This window comes from Streptomyces sp. NBC_00986 (genome assembly GCF_045162565.1).
Lineage (GTDB): Bacteria > Actinomycetota > Actinomycetes > Streptomycetales > Streptomycetaceae > Streptomyces.
The window spans coordinates 2,707,680-2,729,761 of record NZ_CP108733.1; the positions used below are offsets into that span (position 1 = coordinate 2,707,680).

At 69.3% G+C, this 22,082-nt stretch carries 18 protein-coding genes; 12 read left to right on the forward strand and 6 right to left on the reverse strand.

Translation table 11 applies throughout. From position 1 onward, the window contains the following. Window positions 1-32: 32 nt before the first annotated feature. Window positions 33-4,313 carry a discoidin domain-containing protein gene (locus OG504_RS11820; protein WP_405989775.1) on the forward strand — a complete coding sequence of 1,427 codons (4,281 nt, stop codon included), beginning with the start codon at window positions 33-35 and terminating at the stop codon, window positions 4,311-4,313. Window positions 4,314-4,386: 73 nt separating this feature from the next. Here the strand turns inward: OG504_RS11820 and OG504_RS11825 are convergent, their stop codons facing one another. Next, a complete protein-coding gene (locus OG504_RS11825; protein WP_405989776.1) occupies window positions 4,387-5,739 on the reverse strand; it encodes a beta-1,3-glucanase family protein in 1,353 nt (450 codons plus the stop codon). A 274-nt stretch (window positions 5,740-6,013) separates the two neighbouring features. On the opposite strand from OG504_RS11825, the gene OG504_RS11830 reads away from it, so the two are divergent. Further along, a complete protein-coding gene (locus tag OG504_RS11830; RefSeq protein ID WP_405989777.1) occupies window positions 6,014-6,823 on the forward strand; it encodes a thioesterase family protein in 810 nt (269 codons plus the stop codon). Window positions 6,824-6,844: 21 nt separating this feature from the next. On the opposite strand, the gene OG504_RS11835 is transcribed toward OG504_RS11830, so the two are convergent. Beyond that, window positions 6,845-7,624 carry an SDR family NAD(P)-dependent oxidoreductase gene (locus OG504_RS11835; protein WP_405989778.1) on the reverse strand — a complete coding sequence of 260 codons (780 nt, stop codon included), beginning with the start codon at window positions 7,622-7,624 and terminating at the stop codon, window positions 6,845-6,847. Window positions 7,625-7,627: 3 nt separating this feature from the next. Continuing rightward, entirely contained in the window at window positions 7,628-9,160 is a 1,533-nt protein-coding gene (locus OG504_RS11840; protein ID WP_405989779.1) for an acyl-CoA synthetase, read from the reverse strand. A gap of 222 nt (window positions 9,161-9,382) precedes the next feature. Here OG504_RS11840 and OG504_RS11845 point away from each other — a divergent pair, with 222 nt between their 5' ends. The 3 genes from OG504_RS11845 to OG504_RS11855 all read left to right on the forward strand — a co-directional run bounded on the left by OG504_RS11845 (window position 9,383) and on the right by OG504_RS11855 (window position 12,441). Then, the gene (locus OG504_RS11845) at window positions 9,383-10,153 is read left to right on the forward strand and encodes an enoyl-CoA hydratase/isomerase family protein (RefSeq protein ID WP_405996306.1); all 771 of its coding nucleotides are present in this window, start codon (window positions 9,383-9,385) and stop codon (window positions 10,151-10,153) included. Window positions 10,154-10,226: 73 nt separating this feature from the next. Further along, complete coding sequence (locus OG504_RS11850; RefSeq protein WP_405989780.1) at window positions 10,227-11,285, forward strand: 2,3-butanediol dehydrogenase; 1,059 nt, start codon at window positions 10,227-10,229, stop codon at window positions 11,283-11,285. Window position 11,286: 1 nt separating this feature from the next. Next, window positions 11,287-12,441 (forward strand): acyl-CoA dehydrogenase family protein, encoded by a 1,155-nt coding sequence (locus OG504_RS11855; RefSeq protein ID WP_405989781.1) that lies wholly within the window; start codon window positions 11,287-11,289, stop codon window positions 12,439-12,441. 43 nt (window positions 12,442-12,484) lie between these two features. Here OG504_RS11855 and OG504_RS11860 read toward each other — a convergent pair whose 3' ends face one another. Further along, window positions 12,485-13,192 carry a TetR/AcrR family transcriptional regulator gene (locus OG504_RS11860; protein ID WP_405989782.1) on the reverse strand — a complete coding sequence of 236 codons (708 nt, stop codon included), beginning with the start codon at window positions 13,190-13,192 and terminating at the stop codon, window positions 12,485-12,487. 141 nt (window positions 13,193-13,333) lie between these two features. Here OG504_RS11860 and OG504_RS11865 point away from each other — a divergent pair, with 141 nt between their 5' ends. Continuing rightward, on the forward strand, window positions 13,334-15,316 hold the full coding sequence (locus tag OG504_RS11865; RefSeq protein WP_405989783.1) for a pyruvate dehydrogenase complex E1 component subunit beta: 1,983 nt from the start codon (window positions 13,334-13,336) through the stop codon (window positions 15,314-15,316). Window positions 15,317-15,389: 73 nt separating this feature from the next. Here the strand turns inward: OG504_RS11865 and OG504_RS11870 are convergent, their stop codons facing one another. Next, window positions 15,390-16,439, reverse strand: coding sequence for a cyclase family protein (locus OG504_RS11870; protein ID WP_405989784.1), 1,050 nt, complete (start codon window positions 16,437-16,439; stop codon window positions 15,390-15,392). 156 nt (window positions 16,440-16,595) lie between these two features. Between OG504_RS11870 and OG504_RS11875 the strand changes: the two genes are divergently transcribed. Both OG504_RS11875 and OG504_RS11880 read left to right on the forward strand, forming a co-directional pair. Continuing rightward, entirely contained in the window at window positions 16,596-16,994 is a 399-nt protein-coding gene (locus OG504_RS11875) for a nuclear transport factor 2 family protein (protein ID WP_405989785.1), read from the forward strand. 50 nt (window positions 16,995-17,044) lie between these two features. After that, entirely contained in the window at window positions 17,045-17,443 is a 399-nt protein-coding gene (locus OG504_RS11880) for a nuclear transport factor 2 family protein (protein ID WP_405989786.1), read from the forward strand. A gap of 66 nt (window positions 17,444-17,509) precedes the next feature. Here the strand turns inward: OG504_RS11880 and OG504_RS11885 are convergent, their stop codons facing one another. Then, window positions 17,510-19,138, reverse strand: coding sequence for a flavin-containing monooxygenase (locus tag OG504_RS11885; RefSeq protein ID WP_405989787.1), 1,629 nt, complete (start codon window positions 19,136-19,138; stop codon window positions 17,510-17,512). A gap of 226 nt (window positions 19,139-19,364) precedes the next feature. Between OG504_RS11885 and OG504_RS11890 the strand changes: the two genes are divergently transcribed. The 4 genes from OG504_RS11890 to OG504_RS11905 are packed head-to-tail and all read left to right on the forward strand — an operon-like array spanning window position 19,365 to window position 22,029. Then, window positions 19,365-19,760: a carboxymuconolactone decarboxylase family protein gene (locus tag OG504_RS11890; protein ID WP_366429749.1), complete on the forward strand. Its 396-nt coding sequence runs from the start codon at window positions 19,365-19,367 to the stop codon at window positions 19,758-19,760. Between the two features lie 55 nt (window positions 19,761-19,815). Beyond that, window positions 19,816-20,556 carry an SDR family NAD(P)-dependent oxidoreductase gene (locus tag OG504_RS11895; protein WP_405989788.1) on the forward strand — a complete coding sequence of 247 codons (741 nt, stop codon included), beginning with the start codon at window positions 19,816-19,818 and terminating at the stop codon, window positions 20,554-20,556. Window positions 20,557-20,600: 44 nt separating this feature from the next. Next, window positions 20,601-21,806: an NAD(P)/FAD-dependent oxidoreductase gene (locus OG504_RS11900; protein ID WP_405989789.1), complete on the forward strand. Its 1,206-nt coding sequence runs from the start codon at window positions 20,601-20,603 to the stop codon at window positions 21,804-21,806. Window positions 21,807-21,834: 28 nt separating this feature from the next. Next, the gene (locus OG504_RS11905) at window positions 21,835-22,029 is read left to right on the forward strand and encodes a ferredoxin (RefSeq protein ID WP_033279370.1); all 195 of its coding nucleotides are present in this window, start codon (window positions 21,835-21,837) and stop codon (window positions 22,027-22,029) included. The last annotated feature ends 53 nt before the right edge of the window (window positions 22,030-22,082 follow it).

Below are 22,082 nucleotides of genomic sequence, written 5' to 3' on the forward strand. Positions count from 1 at the left end.
CGGCGCGCGAGCCTCCGCAGGAAGTGACCCGTATGACTCGACCGACCCGACACAAGAAGAGATCCCCCAGACGCCGCGCGGCGATCGCCGCGCTCGCCTCCGCCGTGATGGTGCTGGGCCTGCCCGCCGTGAGCGCGCACGCGGCCGGCGGTCCCAACGTCGCCGCGGACGCGAAGACCACCGCGGGCAGCACCCGCGGCGCGCACAAGGCCACCAACATCACCGACGGCGACACCGACACCTACTGGCAGGCCGGGAAGAAGTCGGCCCAGTGGGTGCAGACCGACCTCGGGAAGAGCGAGCGCGTCCGGCAGGTCGTGCTGCGGCTGCCCGAGGGCTGGCAGACCCGCAGGCAGACGCTGGCGCTCCAGGGCAGCGACGACGGCAAGAGCTTCGCGACGCTCAAGTCGTCGGCGCAGTACGTCTTCAGCCCCGGTGCCGACAACACCGTGAAGATCTCCGTGCCCTCGACCCTCGCCCGGTACGTGCGGGCCGACTTCAGCGCCAACTCGGTCGCCGGAACGGCCCAGTTGGCGGAGATGCAGGTCCTCACGGCCACCGCCGAGACCGCCAACCTCGCCCTGGGCAAGCCCTTCAGCGAGAGCGGGCACGCCGATGTCTACGGCGCGGCCAACGCCGGTGACGGCAACCAGAACACCTACTGGGAGAGCACGAACAACGCGTTCCCGCAGTGGCTCCAGGTCGACCTCGGCTCGTCGGTCAGGGTCAACCAGGTGACGCTGCGGCTGCCGGGCAGCTGGCCGAGCCGCAGTCAGACGCTCAAGATCCAGGGGTCGACCGACAACCAGAACTTCACCGACCTGACGGCCTCGAAGGCGTACACCTTCGACAGTTCCACCGCCCAGTCGACGACGATCGCGTTCGACGCGACGACCACGCGGTACGTGCGGGTGCTGATCACGGCGAACACCGGCTGGCCCGCCGGGCAGGTGTCCGAGCTGGAGGTCTACGGACCGGCGACCGGCGACACGCAGGCGCCCACCGCGCCGGGCAACCTGAGCTACACCGAACCGGCCACCGGGCAGATCGAGTTGAACTGGACAGCGGCCACCGACGACACCGCCGTGACCGGCTACGACATCTATGCCAACGGGCAGTTGAGGTCGAGCGTCGCCGGGAACGTCCTGACGTACACCGACACCCAGCCGGCCGGCAGCGACATCACGTACTTCGTGCGGGCCAAGGACGCGGCGGGCAACGTCTCCGCCAACAGCAACAGCGTCACCCGCAAGGGCTCGACCGGCGACACCCAGGCGCCCACCGCACCGGGCAACCTCGCCTACACGCAGTCGGGCAGCGACGTGAAGCTGACCTGGCAGGCGTCGAGCGACAACGTCCAGGTCACCGGGTACGACGTCTACGCCAACGACCAGCTCCTCAAGTCCGTTGCCGGTGACGCGACTTCGTACACCGACACCCCGTCGGCGACGGCCACGGTCACCTACTACGTGAAGGCGAAGGACGCCGCCGGGAACGTGTCGGTGGCGAGCAACAGCGTCACCCGGGCCGGTAACGGCGCGGGCTCCGACCTCGCGCAGGGCAAGCCCATCGAGGCCTCCTCGTACACCTTCACCTATGTCGCCGCGAACGCCAACGACGGCCAGACAGCCACCTATTGGGAGAGCGGGGGCGGCGCCTACCCGGCCACCCTCACCACCAAGCTGGGCGCGAACGCCGACCTCAGTCAGGTCGTCGTCAAGCTGAACCCCGACCCCGCGTGGTCGACGCGTACGCAGAACATCCAGGTGCTGGGCCGGGACCAGGACGCGACCGCGTTCACGAGTCTCGTCGCGGCGAAGGACTACGTCTTCAACCCGTCGAGCGGCAACACGGTGACCATCCCGGTCTCCGGCGCCGCGGCCGACATCCAGCTCAAGTTCGCCTCCAACACCGGTGCCCCGGGCGGGCAGGTCGCCGAGTTCCAGGTGATCGGCACCCCGGCCGCCAACCCGGACCTCAAGGTCACCGGCATCACCCACACGCCCGCGGCCCCGGTCGAGTCGGACGCCATCAGCCTGACGGCGACGGTCACCAACAGCGGCAGCAAGGCGTCCAAGGCCACCGACCTGAACTTCACGCTCGGCGGCACGAAGGCCGCCACGGCCGACGTCCCGGTGCTCGCGGCCGGCGCGTCGACGACGGTCACGGCGAGCATCGGCACCCGGGACGCGGGGAGTTACCCGCTCGGCGCCGAGGTGGACCCGTCCAACAAGGTCATCGAGCAGAACGAGGGCAACAACGTCTACACCGCCCCGGACGCCCTCGTCGTCAAGCCGGTCTCCAGCTCCGACCTGGTCGCCGCACCGGTCGCCTGGACGCCCTCCAGCGCCTCGGCGGGCGACAACGTCACGTTCACCGTGGCGATCAAGAACCAGGGGACGGTCGACTCGGCCTCCGGCACCCACGGCGTCACGCTGACGCTCCTGGACGCCAACGGCGCCACGGTCAAGACACTCACCGGCTCCTACAACGGCACCATCGCGGCCGGCCAGACGACCGCACCCGTCAGCCTCGGCTCCTGGACGGCCGTCAACGGCAAGTTCACCGTCAAGACGGTCATCGCCGACGACACGAACGAACTCCCGGTCAAGCGGACCAACAACACCACCACACAACCCCTGTTCGTCGGCCGCGGCGCCGACATGCCCTACGACATGTACGAGGCCGAGGACGGCACGGTGGGCGGCGGCGCCCAGGTCGTCGGCCCGAACCGCACCGTCGGCGACATCGCCGGGGAGGCGAGCGGCCGCAAGGCGGTGACCCTCAACTCGACCGGCCAGTACGTCGAATGGACCACCCGCGCGTCGACCAACACCCTGGTCACCCGCTTCTCCGTCCCCGACGGCACCGACACCACGCTCGACGTCTACGTCGACGGCCAGTTCCTCAAGGCCATCGACCTCACCTCCAAGTACGCCTGGCTGTACGGCGCCGAGACCGCACCCGGCAACTCGCCGAGCGCCGGTACCCAGCGCCACATCTACGACGAGGCGAATCTCCTGCTGGGCAGGACAGTTCCGGCAGGTTCCAAGATCCGGCTCCAGAAGGACGCGGCCAACACCTCCACCTACGCGATCGACTTCATCAACACCGAGCAGGCGACGGCGACTCCGAACCCGGACCCGGCCGCCTACGTGGTCCCGGCCGGCTTCGCGCAGCAGGACGTGCAGAACGCGCTCGACACGGTCCGTATGGACACCACGGGCAAGCTCGTCGGCGTCTATCTTCCCGCGGGTGACTACGAGACCTCCAGCAAGCTGCAGGTCTACGGCAAGGCGGTCAAGGTCGTAGGAGCCGGATCGTGGTTCACCCGCTTCCACGCCCCCGCCTCGCAGGAGAACACCGACATCGGCATCCGGGCCGAGGCCACCGCGAACGGTTCGTCGTTCACCGGCTTCGCCTACTTCGGGAACTACACGTCCCGAATCGACGGTCCAGGAAAGGTCTTCGACTTCTCCAACGTCTCCAACATCACCATCGACGACATCTGGGTCGAGCACATGGTGTGCATGTACTGGGGCGCCAACACCGACAACATGACCATCAAGAACTCCCGCATCCGTGACACGTTCGCCGACGGCATCAACATGACGAACGGCTCCACGGACAACCACGTCGTCAACAACGACGCCCGGGCCACGGGCGATGACAGCTTCGCGCTCTTCTCGGCGATCGACGCGGGCGGTTCCGACGAGAAGAACAACCTCTACGAGAACCTGACCTCGACACTCACCTGGCGTGCGGCCGGTATCGCGGTCTACGGCGGCTTCGACAACACCTTCCGCAACATCAGGGTCGCCGACACCCTGGTCTACTCCGGCATCACGATCTCCTCGCTGGACTTCGGCTACCCGATGAACGGCTTCGGGACCGATCCGACGACGATCGAGAACGTCTCCCTGGACAGAACGGGCGGCCACTTCTGGGGCTCCCAGGTCTTCCCGGCCATCTGGGCGTTCTCCGCCTCGAAGGTGTTCCAGGGCATCCGGGTCAACGACGTGGACATCGACAACTCCACGTACGGCGGAGTGATGTTCCAGACCAACTACGTAGGCGGACAAGCCCAGTTCCCGGTGAAGGACACGATCTTCACCGACATCTCCATCACCAACTCCAAGAAGAGCGGAGACGCGTTCGACGCCAAGTCCGGGTGGGGCATCTGGGCCAACGAGCTGCCGGAACCCGGTCAGGGACCCGCCGTGGGTTCGGCGACCTTCGTCAACCTGCGGATGAGCGGCAACGCCCAGGACATCCGCAACACCACGTCCACCTTCACGATCAACGTCCAGTAACTCCCGCCAGGAGAAGCTGAAGCGGGGCCGCCCTTCCTGACGAGGGCGGCCCCGTTTCGCTGTGCGTCCGTGCCTACCAGCCGACGGCGACCAGCAGCCACTGCGGGTCGGCGTGCGAGATGAACGAGGACTGGCCAGCGACGTCGTCGTAAGGGAAGCCGTAGGCAAGCTGGTTGATGGCGTTGTCGTGCCAGAACTTGGCGTAGTAGTTGGCGGGCGCCGCCTTGTAGAACTGCGCCGGGTCGGACTGCTGCGACGCCGGCAGCGTCGCCACATGGCGGTTGAGGGCAGCGCACATGTTGGGGTCGGCGGCCAGCGAGCCCGCGCAGCCGAAGATGTCGGAGGTGGCCGCGTTCACGCCCACCGACTGGGCGTAGGAAGTGAAGTAGTTGGCGTTGGCGCCGCCCGCGCGGAAGCTCGGGTCACTGCCGGGCGCGATGATCCGGTACGGCGCCTGGGTCTGCGCCAGCACCTTGAACTGGGCCGGCACCGCGTCGGTGAACCGCTGGAAGGTGGTCGCGCGGTCCTCGGCGAAGGTCGCCCGGTTCTCACCGACCTCGGTGTCGTAACCGTCCTTGCTGTGCAGGCGCATGGCGAGCTTGAGGCCGAAGGCGTCGACGCGGGTGGTGTTGCCGTTGAAGACGTTGCCGCCGACCGTGAACTCGATGAAGTCGTAGTAGGAGCTGGTCGGTGAGCCCAGGTAGAAGTACATGCGGCCCGCGGAGTTGGCCGGCATGTCCAGGTAGGGCTGCTCGGCGATGGAGTGCGTCTGCCCGTTGAAGCTCCAATACACCTGGCTGTCGGGGTACTTGCCGTTGGTGCGGTTGAGGATCTTCACCTCCACGGCGTTGTTGGCCGCCGGGATGTCGCTGGTGCTGCCCCAGAAGTCGTCGGGCGGGGTGGTGCTTCCGGGGCCGTAGACCTGGAACTCCCAGAGGGAGTAGCCCCATTGGGTGGCCCGGGCGGTGCCGTACAGGCGGACGTAGCGGCCGCTGCCGGTCACAGTGAGGTTCTGGGTGCCGCCGGTGGCGGTCGTCGTGGAGTAGATCGTGGTCCAGGTGGTCGCGTCGGTGGAGGTCTGGATCTGGTAGCCGGTTGCGTACGCGGCCTCCCAGTTGAGCGAGACGCGGGTGATCTGCTGGACCGTTCCAAGGTCCACCTGAAGCCACTGCGGGTCGGCGAAGGCGGAGGACCAGCGGGTGCCGGTGTTGCCGTCGACGGCCGCGCTCGCGGGGAAGGACCCGCTCTCGGTCGAGGACGCGGTGGCGGGCCGCCCTTGGGACAGCAACTGGTCGGCGGCGCGGGCGGGTGAGGGGCTCAGGGCGGCGAAGAAGGCGACGATCAGGACGACGGCCAGACCGAGAGCCGTACGGGAGCGCACGGCTCCGGTCGGAGGTCTGGCGGAGATGCCGGTTGACGTCTGCATGGAGGGTCTCCTCAGTGGGGTTGGGAGCGCTCTCCCCGGGTTGTAGTCCCGCCCCCGCCCGCCGTCAACAACTGAAGCCGAATCAGCGGCAGTTCGTCGATGCGGGCGCCCAGGGCGTGACTTCCGTTCAGGATCCGACCGCGGGTCGCGTCCCGACCCTCCCCGTTCCTCCATCACTTGACGCGTCCGGTATGGACCTTTCCGCAGGTGGCAGAGTGGTCACCGGAACAGAGCACGGCACGCACGGCGAGAACAGCCTTGGGAGAGAAGTCCGTTGAACACCGGAACCCCGGTCCCCGACAGCTACTACGAGCGCATCGACGAGCACCGCTACAAGCCCACGGCTCACGCGGGCGGCGCCTGGGACCCCGACGAGTTGCACTTCAGCCCGCTCGGCGGGCTCGTGGTCCACGCCATCGAGCGCCGGTTGGCGACGCGGCCGGGCGGCGACGGGCTCGTGATGACGCGGATCAGCTACGACATCCTGGGGCGGCTCGCCCTCGACGAGTGCGAGATCCAGGTGGAGGTCGTCCGCCCCGGCCGCACGATCGAGCTGGTCGAGGCCGTGGTGCTGGTCGCCGGCCGACCGGTGGTGCGGGCCCGGGCCTGGTTCCTCGCCGCGATCGACACCTCCGCCGTCGCGGGCGGCCCCACCGAACGCCTCACCCCTCCCGAGGAGTTGGCCCCCTGGGAGATGAGCGCTCTGTGGCCCGGCGGATACATCGCCTCCGTGGACGTACGGCCACTCGCGCCACCGCGACCGGGCCGTACGACCGCCTGGATCTCCACCCGGCACGCCCTCGTCGCCGGTGAGCCCAGCAGCCCGCTCGCGTCCTATCTCGCGCTCGTCGACACCGCGAACGGCATCGCCGTACGACAGCCGCCGACCGCCTGGATCTACCCGAACGTCGACCTGACCGTCCACCTGCACCGCCAACCCGTGGGCGACTGGACCGGGTTGGACACGACGGTCACCTTCGGGCCCACCGGGCAGGGGCTGACGAGCACCGTGCTGCACGACGTCGACGGCCCGGTGGGACACGCGCTCCAGATGCTCACCGTGCGGCCCGCGCCGGAGCAGTGACCGCGCTCATGATCAGTACAGCTACCGCGCGGTCCAACCGCCGTCCACCGTGAGGGTCGTCCCGGTGACGAAGCGGGAGGCGTCGGACGCGAGGAAGACCGCGGCTCCGCCGAGTTCCGTCACGTCGCCGACGCGGCCCAACGGCGTGCTGTCGACGATGCGTTCGCCCCAGCGGCTGGCCAGCAGGCCGGAGCTGAGGTCGGTGTGGAAGTAGCCGGGCGCGAGGGCGTTGACACGGACCCCGCGGTCGGCCCATTCCACGGCGAGGGACTTGGTGAGTGCCTCGACCCCGCCCTTGCTGGCGGCGTAGGCGGCGATGCGCTCGAAGCCGGTGCGGGCGTGCACCGAGGAGACGTTGACGATCGAGCCGGACCGCTGCTCCAGCATCACCTTGCCCGCCTCGCGGCAACAGTAGAAGGTGCCCTGGAGGTTGACGTCGAGGACCTGCTGCCAGTCCTCGTCGGTGACCCGCTCGCTGCGGGTGAAGTGGGGGCTCGTACCGGCGCAGTTGACGACCGCGTCGAGTCGGCCGGTGTCGTCGGTGATGCGCCCGACGATGGTCCGTACGGCGGTGGAGTCGGCGACCGAGCCGGGCAGGACCAGCACCTTGCCGCCGTGGGCGGCGAGTTCGGCCTCCAGACTGTCAAGGTCCGCCGCCGTACGGGCCGTTGCTGCCACGGTCGCGCCCGCCTGGGACAGGGCGACGGCGATCGCGCGCCCCAGCCCCTTCCCCGCGCCCGTCACCCACACCGTCCGTCCGTCGAGCCGGAGTTGGGCATTCACGTCGTTCACGTCCGTCATGGCTCAGCCCTTCGCGGGGAGGTCGCGCAGGGTCCGCTTGAGGACCTTGCCGGACGGGGTGCGGGGCAGTTCGTCGACGATGTCGAAGCGGGCCGGCACCTTGAACTTGGCCAGGCGCGCCCGGCAGAACTCCCGTAGTTCCTCCGGCCCCGCGCTCTCGCCGGGCCTGAACACCACGAAGGCGCGCGGGACTTCACCCCAGCGGGGATGGTCGATGCCGACCACGGCGGCCTCCAGGACGGCCGGGTGCTCGTACAGCACCCGCTCCACCTCGGGTGTGGCGATGTTCTCGCCGCCGGAGACGATCATGTCCTTCTTGCGGTCGTCGATGAAGAGGAAGCCGTCCTCGTCGACGTGCCCGATGTCCCCGGTGTGGAACCAGCCGTCCCGGATCGCCGCCGCCGTGGCCTTCTCGTCCCGCCAGTACCCGGCGAAGACCTTCGGGCCGCGCAGGGTGATCTCGCCGAGCTCACCGGCCGGGACCTCGGCCCCCGTGTCGTCGACGATCCGCACGCGCGTGTGCGGCACGGGACGCCCGACCGAGCCCAGCTTGGACAGCGCGTGCTCGCGGTCGAGGAAGGTGTCGCCGGAGACGGTCTCGGTCAGGCCGTAGGCGTCGGCGAACCAGGCGTTGGGGAACGCGGTCATGATGCGCCGGAGCACCGGTTCGGGGGTCTTCTCGCCGCCGCCGAGGATGAAGCGGACCGAGCTGGTGTCGTACTCCTCGCGATCGGGGACCTCCAGGACCGCGTTGACCATGGCGGGCGCCAGCCACACATTGGTGACGCGGTGCTTCTCGATCTCCTCCAGCACGGCCTGCGGGTCGAACCTGCGCTGGAGTACGACACCGCCGCCCGCGTACAGGACCCCGAGGGCCGGCATGTCCAGACCGCCCACATGGTAGAGCGGTCCGCACACCAGCGTGGTGTCCGCCGCCGTCAGACCGAAGTGGACGATGTGGGCGAGGTTCTTGGCCTGGAGGTTTCCGTAGGTGATACGGACGCCCTTGGGCCGTGAGGTGGTGCCGGAGGTGTACATGAGCCGCTGGAGGTCGTCGAGCCCGACATCCACGGGCTCCACCCGCTCCCCCTTGTGCCGGGCCAGCAGCTCCTCGTAGCCGATCCACGGCTCGTCGAGCAGGTCGCCGCCGATCACGACCCGGTGCTCCAGGTCGGTCAGACACCCGGCGCTGCGCTCCACCGCCCGCACGAACTCCGGCTCGGTGACGATCACCTTGGCCTGCGCGTGGCCCAGGATGTACTGCCACTCCTCTTCCGAGAGGCGGTAGTTGAGCGGCAGGAAGACCGCGCCGAGTTGGTTGGTCGCGTACACCAGCTCCAGGAACTCCGGCTGGTTGTAGAGCAGCAGGCCTACGACATCGCCGCGCCCGACGCCCAGTTCGGCCAGGCCCGCCGCCAACTGGTTCACCCGCTCCTGCAGTTGGCGGACCGTCAGAGAACGCTCGCCCTGGACGACGGCGACGGCCTCGGGCCGCTGCGCCAGGTGGTAATCGAGGATGCTCGCGAAATTGTGCACGGCTCACTCTCGCTCTGTGGTGTTCGGCGCTGAACACGGCTCGACCACGGCTCATGGGGCAAACCGGATCCCGACCGGTCGGTTGCCCACTCACATAATTTAGTGTACCCCTTGGTCTATAAAACCTATGAGCCGCACTTTACGACGGCGCGTGCGCGACGACAACCATCCGAGCGCACGTGCCGCCGCTTCAGCCGACGAGGAGGGTTCTACGTGCCACGCATCCGGCTCGACACCGACGGACCGGTCGCCACGCTCCGCCTCGACAACCCGCCGATGAACGCCTTCGACTCCGCACAGAGAGAGGAGCTGTCCGCCCGCGTACGCGAGCTGGCCGACTCCCCCTCGGTACGAGCCGTGGTCTTCTACGGCGGCGAGCGGCTCTTCGCCGCCGGCGCCGACATCAAGGCCCTGGCCGCGATGGGCCCGGAGGAGATCCGCGGCTGGAACCGCGCGTTGCAGCGCACCTTCGACGAGGTCGCCCGCCTGCCCATGCCGGTGATCGCGGCGGTCACCGGCTACGCCCTGGGCGGCGGCATGGAACTGGCCCTGGCCGCCGACTACCGCGTGGCGGCACAGGACGCGGTCTTCGCCCAGCCGGAAGTCCAGTTGGGGATCATGCCGGGCTCGGGCGGCACCCAACGCCTGACCCGCCTGATCGGCCCGTCCCGCGCGAAGAACCTCCTGATGACCGGCCGCAGGGTAAAGGCGGAGGAGGCCCTACGCCTTGGCCTGGTGGACGAGGTCGTCCCCACCGGCACCGCCCTGCAGGCCGCCCTGACCTACGCCCACCAACTCTCCGAGGGCCCACCCGCAGCCCTGGAAGCCATCAAAGAGGCAGTGGACCACGGCACGGACGCGAGCATGTCGACCGGCCTGGCTCTCGAACGCGCCCTGTTCACAGGCGTGTTCGCGACCAAGGATGCCGCGACGGGCCTCAACTCATTCCTCAACTCCGGTCCTGGCAAAGCAAGGTTCAGCGACCCCACCTAAGGGGCGCGGGGAACTGCGCGACCAGCCCCCACCGGGCCCGCAGCCAAAAATCAACGTGAAAGGGGCGGAAAACATGGAGGCACTCGTCTGGCACGGTGCACAGGATCTCCGCTACGAAGAGGTGGCCGACCCTCCCGACCCGGCGCCCCACGAAGCCGTCGTAGAAGTGACGTGGTGCGGAGTCTGCGGAACGGACCTGCACGAGTACCTAGAAGGCCCCCACATGATCCGAGAGGGCCCCCACCCCCTCACCGGCACCAAGCCCCCACTCGCCCTGGGCCACGAACTCAGCGGCACAGTAGTCGCGTTGGGAGCGGACGCGCCCGGCATCAAGATCGGCGACCGAGTAACCGCAGACCCGGTCTGGCGCTGCGGCACCTGCTTCTGGTGCACGCGCGGCGAGTACCACATCTGCCCCAAGAGCGGCTCCGTAGGCCTCGCTTCACCCGGCGCCTTCGCGGAACGCGTCACCGTACCGCTGGCCGGCCTGACCCGCCTCCCCGACAACGTCAGCGACGAACTCGCCGCCGTGGCCGAGCCGTTGGCGGTCGGCCTGCACGCCGTGACCCGGGCCGGGGTCAAGCCGGGCGACAACGTGCTCGTGGTCGGCGGCGGCCCGATCGGCGTGGCCGTGGTGCTGGCGGCCCAAATCGCGGGCGCCGCAGGGCTGTTCGTGAGCGAACCCCTAGCCGGCCGCCGCGAGATGCTGCTCGGCATCGGCGTCACCGAGGCCTTCGACCCGCGTGAGACGGACGTACGGCGTGAGGTGTTCGTGCGGACCGGCCGGATCGGCCCGGACGTCGTCATCGACGCGACCGGCGTGCCCGCGCTCGCGGGCCAGGCCGTGTCGATCGTGCGGCGCGGCGGACGGGTCGTGCTGGCCGGGGTCGGGCACGGCAGCGTCGAGTTCGACATGGGCCAACTCGTGTTCTACGAGCGGTCGGTGGTCGGCACGCTCGGTTACAACTTCGACATCCCGCGCGTGATCGATCTGATGAGCACCGGACGCCTGGACGCCTCCGCCCTGATCACCGGCCGTTTTCCGCTCTCGGGAGGAGCCGGTGTCTTCGAGGACCTGGCAGCCGACCGGGCCAAGCACCTGAAGGTGCTGCTGACCCCGAAGGGACTGTGACATGGACTTCGACCTGCCCGAGGAGACCCTCGCTCTCCAGGACATGGTCCGCGAGTTCGCGGCCAACGAGATCACGCCCCACGCGGCCGAGTGGTCCGAGAACGAGATCTTCCCGACCAAGGTTTTCACCAAGCTCGGCGAACTCGGCCTGATGGGCATGCTCGTGCCGGAGGAGTACGGCGGGGCGGGCTCGGACACGGTCACCTATGTCGCGGTGATGGAGGAACTCGGCGCCGCCGACCAGTCGGTGGCCTCCTCGTGGAACGCCCACTCGACCATCGGCACGCTGCCGTTGCTCGCGTACGGCACCGAGGAGCAGAAGCACCGCTGGCTGACGCCGCTGGCCAAGGGCGAGGCGATCGGCGCCTTCGGGCTGACCGAGCCGGACGCCGGCTCCGACGCGGCCGGCATCGCGACCACCGCCCGCCGGGCGGACGGGGGTTGGGTGATCAACGGCACCAAGATGTTCATCACCAACGCGGGCACCGACATCAGTCAGGGCGTCACCCTGCTGGCCACGACGGGCAAGGGCGCGGACGGACGCAAGGGGTACGCGACCTTCTACGTCCCGACGGGCACGCCCGGTTACACGGTCGGCGCCAAGCTGAAGAAGCTCGGCTGGCACGCCATGGACACACGGGAGTTGGTGTTCACGGACTGCTGGGTCTCCGACGACCATCTGATCGGCGAGGAGGGCAACGGGCTCAGGCAGTTCCTGTCGGTCCTCGACGGCGGCCGGATCAGCGTGGCGGCGCTGGGTCTCTCGCTGGCCAAGGCGGCGCTGGCGCTCGCGGTCAAACACGCCAAGGAACGGCACCAGTTCGGGCGTCCGCTGTCGGACTTCCAGGCGGTCGCGCACAAGATCGCCGACATCGGTACGGAGTACCAGGCGGCCCGGTGGATGGTGTACCGCGCCGCGTGGCTCGCCGACCAGGGCCGTCCGCACAGCACGGAGGCCGCCATGGCCAAGCTGTACGCCTCCGAGGTCGCCAACCGGGCGGCCTCCCAGTCGCTGCAGATACACGGCGGCTACGGATACGTGCGGGAGTCGGAGATCTCCCGTTTCTACGCCGACGCCAAGATCCTGGAGATCGGCGAGGGCACCAACGAGATCCAGCGCAATGTCATCGCCAGGGCCCTGGTCCAGGGCGCGTGAGCGGGCGGGATCCGCGGTGCGCGACGGCGCACCGCGGGTCCGGTCAGCTCGCCACGGCGACCGCTTCCCACAACGCCTCGGGATCGAGGGGCAGTTCGGGCCGGGCCCGCTTGAACTCGGCGGCCAGCGCCTCGACGTCCGGGAGGTCGCCGACGGACGCGGCGAAACCGCGGAACAGGGTCGAGCAGTACTCGCCCGACAGGAACGCGGCGTCCCAGCTGCCCTCCGGCCGCACCCACTGGTAGGTGTGGTTGTGGAGGTTGAGGAACTGGAGGGTGGCCAGGTGCGGTTCGACCGCACGGAAGGTCCCCTCCTCGACGGCCTCCGTGAGCAGGCCGGTGATCAGCAGCTCGAAGTCGGAGCGCTGCCGCAGCACCGTCTCCAGTTCCTTGCCGCTGAGACTGCGGTAGTCGTGCTCGTAGACCCAGATGTGGTCGAGCCTGCGGAAGATGATCGTCAGCAGCGACTCGGACAGCAGCCGCAGCCGCAGCAGCGGGACCTCGTCGAGGGCCGCGATCTCCTTGGCGCGGGCCAGCAGCGGGCCGAGCACCCGCGACTGGATCTCGATGAGCAGGTTCTCCTTGGAGCCGATGTAGTAGTACAGGGCACCCTTGGCGAGCCCGACCGCGCGGCCCAGGTCGTTGATGGAGGTCGCGGCGTAGCCCTGTTGCGCGAACAGGGACGCGGCGGTGTCGATGATCTTCTGGCGTCTGACTTCGAAGCCCGGCCCATGACCCGGCGGTCGTGGCATCTCTTCTCTCCCCTTGCCGTGACGACGTGCGTGCTGTCCCGGGTCCGCACAGGCGCCGGATCGTGGCACGCCTGGGGGAAGCAGTCCCGGGGACGTCGCTCTAGTTTGCTAGACCAAACGGTACATTAAAGCGAGGACCGTATGACTCAGGCATCGCATCACACCGGCACCGGCTCCGCACAGACGGACCGGCTCCTGGAGATGTACCGGCGGATGCGCCGCATCCGCCGCTTCGAGGAGCGGGCGTCCGACCTGTACAAGGCGACGGAGATCCCGGGCTTCCTGCATCTGTCGATCGGCCAGGAGGCGAGCGCCGTCGGCGCCTGCTGGCCGCTGGGCCCGCGGGACGGCATCACCTCCACCCACCGCGGCCACGGCCACGTCCTGGCCAAGGGCCTGGACTCGGCGTCGATGATGGCCGAGCTGATGGGCAAGGAGGCGGGCACCTGCCACGGCCGCGGCGGCTCGATGCACATCGCGGACCCCGGTCTCGGGATCTACGGCGCGAACGGCATCGTCGGCGCGGGCCTCCCGATCGCCGCCGGGGTCGCGACCGCCGCGAAACTGCGGGCGGCCGGTGACGTGGTGGTGGCGTTCTTCGGGGACGGCGCGGTGGCCCAGGGCATGTTCCACGAGGCCGTGAACCTGGCCGCCGTATGGGATCTGCCGGTCGTCTTCCTCTGCGAGAACAACCACTACTCCGAGTTCTCGCCCGAGGCCGAACAGCACCGCGCCCCGCTCTCCGCGCGCGCCGCCGGATACGGCATCGAGTACCAACACGTCGACGGCAACGACGTGTTGGCCGTGGCGCAGACCATGACCGGGATCGTCGCGCGGCTGCGCGCGGGCGGCGGCCCGGTCCTGCTGGAGGCGGAGACATACCGCTGGCACGGTCACTACGAGGGCGACCCCGAGCGCTACCGCCCCGCCGAGGAGGTCGCCGCCGCCAAGGAACGCGACCCGCTGCTGGTGGCCCGCCGCCAGCTGGACGCGGCGGCCGCCGACGCCGTGGACGAGGAGATCGACAAGGAGATCGAGGCCGCGATCGACTGGGCGCGGAGCCTGCCGGAACCCGCCCCGGAGACCCTGCACGACTACGTCTCCGCGCCCCGCGTCCCGATCCCCGAGCCGGCGCCGCTGCCGGCCGACGCCGAGATCTTCCGGTCCATGGACGCCGTACGGCTGGCCCTGGAGCATGAACTCGCCGCCGATCCAAGCGTGTTCGTCGCCGGGATCGACGTCGGCGCGGGCGGCAACGTCTTCGGACTGACCCGCGGACTCGCGCAGGCCTTCCCCGGCCGGGTGCGGGACACCCCGATCAGCGAGAGCGCCGTCGTCGGTACGGCGGTGGGGGCGGCCATGGCCGGCATGAAGCCGGTGGTCGAGATCATGTACATGGACTTCATCGGCGTCTGCCTCGACATGCTCCTCAACCAGGCCGCCAAACTCCGCTTCATGACCGGCGGCCGGGCCTCGATGCCGTTGGTCGTCCGCACCCAGTTCGGCGCGGGCCGCTCCTCGGGCAGCCAGCACTCGCAGAGCCTGGAGGCCATCCTCGCCCACATCCCCGGCCTGACGGTGGTGATGCCGTCCAACCCGGCTGACACCTATGGCCTGTTGCGCGCGGCGATCCAGGACCCCAACCCGGTGGTCTTCGTGGAGAACCGGCTCCAGTACGGCCTCAAGGGCCCCAGGCCCCCGGCCGACCACCTGATCCCGCTCGGCAAGGCCAAGGTCGTCCGCGAGGGCACCGACATCACCCTGGTCTCCTGGTCGCGGATGGTCCAAGACGCCGTGGCAGCAGCCGAGTTGCTCGCCGGGGAGGGCATCAGCGTCGAGGTGATCGACCTGCGCACGATCTCCCCGCTGGACCGGGAGACCGTCCTCGCGTCCCTCGCCAAGACCAACCGCCTGGTCATCGCGCACGAGGCGGTACGCGACTTCGGCGTCGGCGCCGAACTCGCCGCCATGGCCGTCGACGAGGGCTTCTGGCACCTGGACGCCCCGGTCACCCGGGTGGCACCGCCGTCGGTCCCGGCGCCGTACGCACCCTCGTTGGAGCGGGTGTGGCTGCCGTCGCGGGACACGATCGCGGAGACGCTGCGGCGGATCGCCGCGGTCTGAACGGGACGTACGACGGGAGGGGCCCCCGGAATCCCGGGGGCCCCTCCCGTCGTAGAACCGCTGGAAACCGCCGTCAGACGGTCGCGACCGGTGTCAGCGGACTGCCCTGTGTCCCCGGCAGGTTGAGCGGGGGCGCGGTGAGGAGGAAGCGGCTGCGGTCGTGCTCGCGCAGCCAGGCCGCCAGCTTCTCCAGATACCACAACTCACCGAGCGGGACGCCCAGTTTGAAGAGGCAGAGGTTGTGGATCGGGAGCAGCGAGTGCGGGGTGTTGTCCTCGGGGCCCACCCCCACGCCCTCGACGGCGTAGTTGTCCGAGACCAGCGCGGAGATCTGCGACTCGGCGATCCACTCCAGGAGCGCCGGGTCGAACGCGTCGAGGTAGGAGGCCGTGGTGTGGATGCCCACGGGGTCCGGGTTCTTGCCCCAGGCCATCACCGCGGTGTCGAAACCGGTGTGGAGGAGGAGCATGTCACCGGGCTCGACCACGATGTTGTCCGCGGCCATGATCTCCTGAAGGGTCTTCAGGTTGACCGGCTGCCAGGTGTTGCCCAGGTGGTGGGCCAGGTCGACCAGGACGCCCCGGCCCTGGACCCCGTGCTCCGCCATGTGCTCGAGGCCGAGGTGGCGGGCGAAGCCGAGGGTGCCGCTGCCGTCGCCCTTGGCGTCCTCCTGCGGTCCGACGATGTCGGTGTCGGCGCGGAACCCGTTGTAGTAGACGGCCTCGGCGACGCTGTCGCCGTCGGCGTCGAACTCCTGGCCCTGGTGGGCGAGCGCGTCCCACTGTGTCGAGTACTGCAGCCAGAGGGTCACCACGTCGTCGGACCACACATCCGTGAGGTGCGGCGAGAAGTGCTCCCGCCCCCTGATGTTGTAGAAGACGTCCTGCTTGTGTTCGAGGTCCTCGGTGGGCCGCAGGATCGGAGGGTAGCGCCGCTGGTTCAGCTCGCTCCCGCCCGGATAGTCGAGCGGCAGGCTCAGGCTGAAGCTGATCCCGTGCTCGACCTCGCGGACCCCCTGCAGAACCTTCTCGGAGGTGAGCAGGTTGATACGGCCCAGTTCGTCGTCCTCGCCCCAATCGCCCCACGTAGAGCCCGGCGGACGCTGCTTCCAACGCTTCGTCATGATCACGCCTCCTTCGGCGACAGTCCCCGTTGACCAGCCGCCCGCATGTTATTTGTGATTGTACCGATCGGTCAACGAATCCGACGCGCACCCCTCCCTTTATCTTCGACTCATCAATAGACTGAGTGGTCGAAACACCCGACCTTGGAGCGAAGAATGAGCGAATCCACACAGGCGTGGGTCGTGGCGGGCGTACGGGCCGTCCTCGGCGCGCACACCCAGGCCCAGGACGCCGGCCGCACCGACGAGGTCGTCGCGCAGTACGCGCCCGACGGCGTCCTGGAGATCCCGGGCATGGACCCGGTCGAGGGGCGCGACGCGATCCACGCGGCCTTCAAGGGCTGGGAGCCGGTCCGGCCGCAGCTCCACCTGGTCACCAACACCGTCGTGACGTCCACGGGCGAGGACGAGGCCCGCGCCCTGAGCGACGTGGTCTTCCTCCAGCGCGGCGACGCGGGCTGGGCGGTGGGCGTGGTCGGGCACTACGACGACACGCTGCGCCGGCACGACGGCACCTGGCTGCTGCAGCGCAGGAGGACCACGTATCAGGCGTAACTGCCGTCGCCCGCACCCTTCTTGACCTTCCTTCCCGACCCTGGAGTGAGATGACCACCACGATCGACGCGTCCGTCACGGCGGCCGTACAGACCGCCATCGCCGCCTATGCCCAGGCCCTGGACGCCGGACGGGCCGACGACATCGCCGAGCTGTACACGGCGGACGGTGTCGCCGAGATAGTCGGCATGGCCAAGTTCGAGGGCCGCGAGGCGATCCGGCAGGGCTTCGGCGGATTCGCGCCCCAGGCACCGCAGTTGCACCTGATCGCCAACACCGTCGTCACCTCCGCGACCGAGGACGAGGCGACGGCCACCAGCAACCTGGCGTTCTTCGCGCGCGGCGACTCCGGCTGGAGCGTCCAGATGGTCGGGCGCTACGACGATGTCCTGCGCCGCGAGGACGGCGTCTGGCGCTTCCAGCAGCGTGTGACGACCTTCGCGGAGTAGGAGCAGCGCGCGGGAACCCGGACGCCCGTGCCGCCCACGTCCAGGGCGGCACGGGCGTCCGGGCGTTCAGGCGTCCGGGTTCTCGGCCTTGGTGAGGACGAAGGTCGGGAACTCGTTCTCCTTCACGGCGTTGATCGCCTCCTGGAGCGCCCACCTGCCCGTCGGGTTGAGAAGCTGCTTGACCGGCTTGCCGGGGATGTTGCCGCCGTAGAAGTAGCTGCTCTCCAGGAAGGAGGACATCGTGCTGTTGTTCATGCTGTCCGTCCACTCCTCCTCGGCGGCCTCGGTCACCTCGATGACGTCGTAACCGCTGTCCCGGGTGTGGACGATGGCGTCGGTGATGATCTCCACCTGGTCGCCGGCGTAGCGCGGGTTGTTGCCGGTCGCGCCGTGCGGGCCGCCGGGGAAGAAGAAGTTGGGGAAGCCGGCCGTCGCGACGCCGAGGTAGGTGCGCGGGCCGTCGGCCCAGTACTCCTTGAGCGGGAGGCCCTGACGGCCTTGCACACCAAGCCTGTTGAGGGCGCCGGTACCGAAGTCGTAACCGGTCGCCCAGATGATGACGTCGTACTCCTCGACACCGTCGGCGGTTTCGATGCCGTCCTCGGTGATGCGGGTGATCGGCGTCGTGTTGATGTCGACGAGAGAGACGTTCGGCTTGTTGTACGTCTCGTAGTAGCCGGTGCCGAAGGGGGGCCGACGGCCGCCGTAGCCATGGGCCTTGGGGATCAACTTGTCGGCGGTCTCCGGGTCCTTGACGATGCTGCGGATCTTGTCGGCCATGAACGCGCACCACTCGGCGTTGACGGTCTCGTTCGACAGCATGTCCATGTAGTGCTCGGTGAGCTTGGTGAAGCCGGGGCCGTTCCACCGCTCCTCGTAGAACGCCTGGCGGTCCTCCGGGCTGTCGTCGAGGCCGGAGCGCATGACGATCTGGTGCAGGAAGCCGCTCGGCGAGGTGGTCAGCGTCTCGCGGATGGACTCGAAGTTCGCCTTCAACTCGGCCTGCTCCTCAGGCGCGATGGGCCCGTTGTTGAGCGGCGTGAGCCAGTCGGCGTCCTTCTGATACACCGTCAGCTGCGCTACGTCGTCGGCGATCGCGGAGATGATCTGCACACCGCTGGAGCCGGTGCCGATCTGGGCCACCCGCTTGCCGGTGAAGTCGATGGGCGTCTTCGGCCAGCGCGCGGTGTGGTGCTGCGCGCCGCGGAAGTCGTCACGCCCCGGGATGTTCGGGATGAACGGCACCGAGAGGTTGCCGGTGGCCGCGACGACGTAGCGGGCCCGGACCTCGGTGCCGTCGCTGCCCCGGACGGTCCAGGTGCCGGAGGGCTCGTCGAAGACCGCCGAGGTCACCTTGACGCCGGTGCGGATGTCGCGCCGCAGGTCGAACTTGTCGACGACGTGATTGAAGTAGCGCTCGATCTCGGGCTGGCCCGCGAACCGCTCCGACCACTCCCACCCCTCCCACAGCTCCTTCGAGAACAGGTAGCCGTAGGTGTAGCTCTCGGAGTCGAAGCGCGCCCCGGGGTAGCGGTTCCAGTACCAGACGCCGCCCACACCGGTGCCCGCCTCCAGGAGCCGGGTGGAGAACCCGGCCTCGCGGGCCTTGTACAGCTGGTAGATGCCCGTGACACCCGCGCCCAGGACCAGCACGTCCACCCTGTCCGGGACCGCCGGCTTCGAAGTTTCGCTCATTTGCCCTCCAAGGCGACTGGGGCTGCGGCTCGCACATGACCCTGGTTTGATAGTTCGACCAGTCGGTCGAATATTCAGACCGAGAGTAGATGAGGGGCTGGGCCCGATCAATGGCGATGACGGAGAGAGCTTGGACCAGCCATATCCGTACAGGCATTGATTGTACCGACCGTTTGATCTAACTTTCGTTTGGGACGAATGCAATCGCATGAACCGGGAGTCGGGCATGAGCGCCGAAGACGTCAAGGAAACCCCCGATCTGCGCGTCGCGGGCCTGAAAGCCCTGCGGGCCGCGCTGCCCGGAGTGGTTCCCGCCGAGGGCGACCTCGACATGCGGGACGGCAAGCTCGGCGAGGATCTCGTCGAGATCGGCCTGTCCACCGTGTGGGGCGCGCTGTGGGGCCGCGAGGGCCTCGCCCCGCGCGACCGCAGCCTGGTCACCCTCGGCATCCTGATCGCGCTCGGCGCCGAGACCGAGCTGAAGACCCACGTCCGGGTCGCCCTCACCAACGGCGTGACCAGGGACGAGCTGGCCGAGATCCTCTACCACTCCGCCGGGTACACCGGCTTCCCCCGGGCCGTCGCCGCCCGCACCGCGGCCCGCGAGGCCCTGGGCGAATAGCCGAACCACCGGTGTTCGGTTCGCCGGCACCGCGCACGAGCGCAAGGGAGCACACATGTCACTTCAAGGGAAGGTCGCCGTCGTCACCGGCGGCGGCCGCGGCATCGGCCAGGCGATCGCCAAGGTGCTCGCGGCCAGGGGAGCCGCGGTCGCGGTGTGGGACCTGAACAGCGAGGGCGCCGAGAAGACCGCGGCGGCCATCCAGGAGGCCGGCGGTACGGCGATCGCCGTCTCCGGCGACGCGGCCGAGGCCGGCGCCGTGGCACGGGCCGCCGCCCGCACCCGCGAGGAGCTCGGCCCGGTCACGATCCTCGTCAACAACGCGGGCATCACGGCCTACGAGCCGTTCACGAGCATCTCCGAGGCGTCCTGGGACCGCATGATCGGGATCAACCTCAAGGGCCCGTTCCTGGTCACCAAGGAAATCGTGCCCGACATGGTCGAGGCGGGCTGGGGCCGGATCGTCAACATCTCCTCGTCCTCCGCGCAGACCGGCGCGCCCGCCATGGCCCACTACGCGTCCTCCAAGGGCGGCGTCATCGCCCTCACCCGGGCCCTCGCGGTCGAGTACATCGGCAAGGGCATCACCGTGAACCACGTGCCGCCCGGCTTCATCGACACCCCCCTGGTCCGCGAGGGTCCGGTCGACGTGGAAGCAGCCGCCGCCACGATGCCGATGAAGCGGGCCGGCGAGCCGGACGACATCGCCTACGCGGTGGCGTACCTCGCCTCCGAGGAAGCCGCCTACGTCACCGGCCAGACCCTCAGCGTCAACGGCGGGCGTTATCTGGCGTGAGCGCCCGCACAGACCATCGCACCATCGCTGCAACGGAGCAGAACATGAGCATCGAGGACGACACCGGGTCCGTGGCCCACGTGCTGGTGGTGGGCGCCTCCGCGTCCGGGCTGACCACGGTGGAGGCCCTCCGGCGCAAGGGGTACACGGGCCGGATCACGGTGCTCGGCGCCGAGCCGCACGCCCCGTACGACCGTCCGCCGCTCTCCAAGCAGATCCTCTCCGGCGCCTGGGAACCGGCCCGGGCCGCACTGCGCACCGAGGAGATGCTGACCGGCCTGGACACCGAGTTCGTGTACGGCGATCCAGCGGTCGGTCTGGACACCGCGACCCGGACCGTACGCACCGAGTCCGGGCGCGAACTGAGCGCCGACGCGATCGTGATCGCCACCGGCGTACGGCCCCGAGTGCTGCCCGGACAGGGCGAGTTGACCGGCGTGCATGTGCTGCGCACCCTCGACGACGCGCTCGCCCTGCGCACGGATCTGCTCGCCGGGTCACGGCTGGTGGTCGTCGGCGAGGGAGTTCTGGGCTCCGAGATCGCCGCCACCGCGCGGACGTTGGGCCTGGAGGTCACCCTCGCGGGCCCGCTGACGGGACCGCTGGCCCTCCAGGTGGGCCCGCTGGTATCGGGACTACTGGCGGAGTTGCACACGGAACGGGGGGTGCAACTCCGGCTGGGCAACGGCGTCGTGGGCCTGACCGGCGCCCAAGGCCGGGTCACCGGCGTCGAGTTGAGCACGGGCGAGGTGCTGCCCGCCGATGTGGTCGTCGTCGCGATCGGGGCGACTCCCGCGACGGAGTGGCTGGCCGACAGCGGGCTCGAACTCGACAACGGCGTGGTGTGCGACTCCCGTTGCCGGGCCGCGCCCGGGATCTACGCCGTCGGTGACGTGGCCCGCTGGCACCACGAGGGTCTCGGTCGGCTGATCCGGCTGGAGAACCGCACCAACGCCACCGAGCAAGCCCTGGCGGTCGCCGGGGCGGTCCTCGGCGAGGACCGGGCCTACGAGCCGGTGCCGTACTTCTGGACCGACCAGTTCGACGCCAAGCTCCAGGTGCACGGGTTCCTGCCGGCCGATGCCGAAGTGGACGTCGTGGACGGGGAGTTGGCGGCCCGCCGGTTCGTCGCGCGCTACCGCAGCGGCGGCCGGGTCACCGGGATCCTCGGCTGGAACATGCCCAAGCAGGCCAGACAGCGCCGTCAGGAGATCGTCGACGCGGTCCCCTCCCCCGCTCCCGCCCACTGAACGACCCGGAACGATCAGGAGAGTTGCCATGAAGGTTGTCGTCGACGAGGACAAATGCGTCGCCGCCGGGCAGTGCGTCGCCGCCGCCATGGACGTGTTCGACCAGCGCGACGAGGACGGCATCGTCGTCCTGCTGAACGAGAACCCGCCGGCCGAACTGGCCGACGACGTACGGAACGCCGCGGCGGTGTGCCCCGCGCTGGCGATCCGTATCGAGGAATGACCGCCCCCTCCCTTCCGCCCCTCCCCCCCCCACCCTCACCTGGAGGAACGACC

Coding starts and splice junctions, on each gene's coding strand:
- OG504_RS11820 (WP_405989775.1), top strand. CDS start 33: ATGACTCGACCGACCCGACACAAGAAGAGATCCCCCAGACGCCGCGCG.
- OG504_RS11825 (WP_405989776.1), bottom strand. CDS start 5,739: ATGCAGACGTCAACCGGCATCTCCGCCAGACCTCCGACCGGAGCCGTG.
- OG504_RS11835 (WP_405989778.1), bottom strand. CDS start 7,624: ATGACGGACGTGAACGACGTGAATGCCCAACTCCGGCTCGACGGACGG.
- OG504_RS11850 (WP_405989780.1), top strand. CDS start 10,227: ATGGAGGCACTCGTCTGGCACGGTGCACAGGATCTCCGCTACGAAGAG.
- OG504_RS11855 (WP_405989781.1), top strand. CDS start 11,287: ATGGACTTCGACCTGCCCGAGGAGACCCTCGCTCTCCAGGACATGGTC.
- OG504_RS11860 (WP_405989782.1), bottom strand. CDS start 13,192: ATGCCACGACCGCCGGGTCATGGGCCGGGCTTCGAAGTCAGACGCCAG.
- OG504_RS11865 (WP_405989783.1), top strand. CDS start 13,334: ATGACTCAGGCATCGCATCACACCGGCACCGGCTCCGCACAGACGGAC.
- OG504_RS11870 (WP_405989784.1), bottom strand. CDS start 16,439: ATGACGAAGCGTTGGAAGCAGCGTCCGCCGGGCTCTACGTGGGGCGAT.
- OG504_RS11875 (WP_405989785.1), top strand. CDS start 16,596: ATGAGCGAATCCACACAGGCGTGGGTCGTGGCGGGCGTACGGGCCGTC.
- OG504_RS11880 (WP_405989786.1), top strand. CDS start 17,045: ATGACCACCACGATCGACGCGTCCGTCACGGCGGCCGTACAGACCGCC.
- OG504_RS11885 (WP_405989787.1), bottom strand. CDS start 19,138: ATGAGCGAAACTTCGAAGCCGGCGGTCCCGGACAGGGTGGACGTGCTG.
- OG504_RS11890 (WP_366429749.1), top strand. CDS start 19,365: ATGAGCGCCGAAGACGTCAAGGAAACCCCCGATCTGCGCGTCGCGGGC.
- OG504_RS11895 (WP_405989788.1), top strand. CDS start 19,816: ATGTCACTTCAAGGGAAGGTCGCCGTCGTCACCGGCGGCGGCCGCGGC.
- OG504_RS11900 (WP_405989789.1), top strand. CDS start 20,601: ATGAGCATCGAGGACGACACCGGGTCCGTGGCCCACGTGCTGGTGGTG.
- OG504_RS11905 (WP_033279370.1), top strand. CDS start 21,835: ATGAAGGTTGTCGTCGACGAGGACAAATGCGTCGCCGCCGGGCAGTGC.